The sequence below is a fragment of the Flavobacterium cupreum genome, assembly GCF_003996965.1.
Lineage (GTDB): Bacteria > Bacteroidota > Bacteroidia > Flavobacteriales > Flavobacteriaceae > Flavobacterium > Flavobacterium cupreum.
This window is the reverse complement of record NZ_QWDM01000113.1, coordinates 1-378: the sequence shown is the minus strand read 5'-3', so window position 1 is coordinate 378 and position 378 is coordinate 1. Positions and strand designations below refer to the sequence as shown.

Here is a 378-nt window from a genome sequence, read left to right as displayed (position 1 = left end):
CCTTGCAATCCTCGTTCGGCCACCGGCCCGGATTGTTGTAGACCTCGATGCACAGCTCGCGCGCGTAGCTGCCCAGCGCCGCCGCGTAGGCTGGCTTCAGGGGGGTGTCGAGCACGCGCAGCTCGATCGTTCCGTACTCGGGCTTGGGGCGCACGTCCCAATAAAAATCCTTGATGCTGTTGACGATGCCGTGGCCCGCGAGGCGGTCGAAATGGGCCTGGAAGTCGGCCCAGGTCCTGATGTGCGAGGGCATGATGCCGCTCATCGGGAAGGCGCTCACGACGTTGCTGCGCGCGCTGCAAAAGCCCGAGTCCTCGCCCTGCCAGCCCGGCGAATTGGCCGACAGCCCGATGCACAGGGGCGCGCGCTGGGTCAGCC

At 66.9% G+C, this 378-nt stretch carries 1 protein-coding gene; it reads right to left on the bottom strand.

The window, feature by feature from the left end:
- On the bottom strand, nucleotides 1-378 hold a 378-nt coding region (locus D0817_RS26850; protein WP_238160959.1), incomplete at both ends, for a glutamate-cysteine ligase family protein.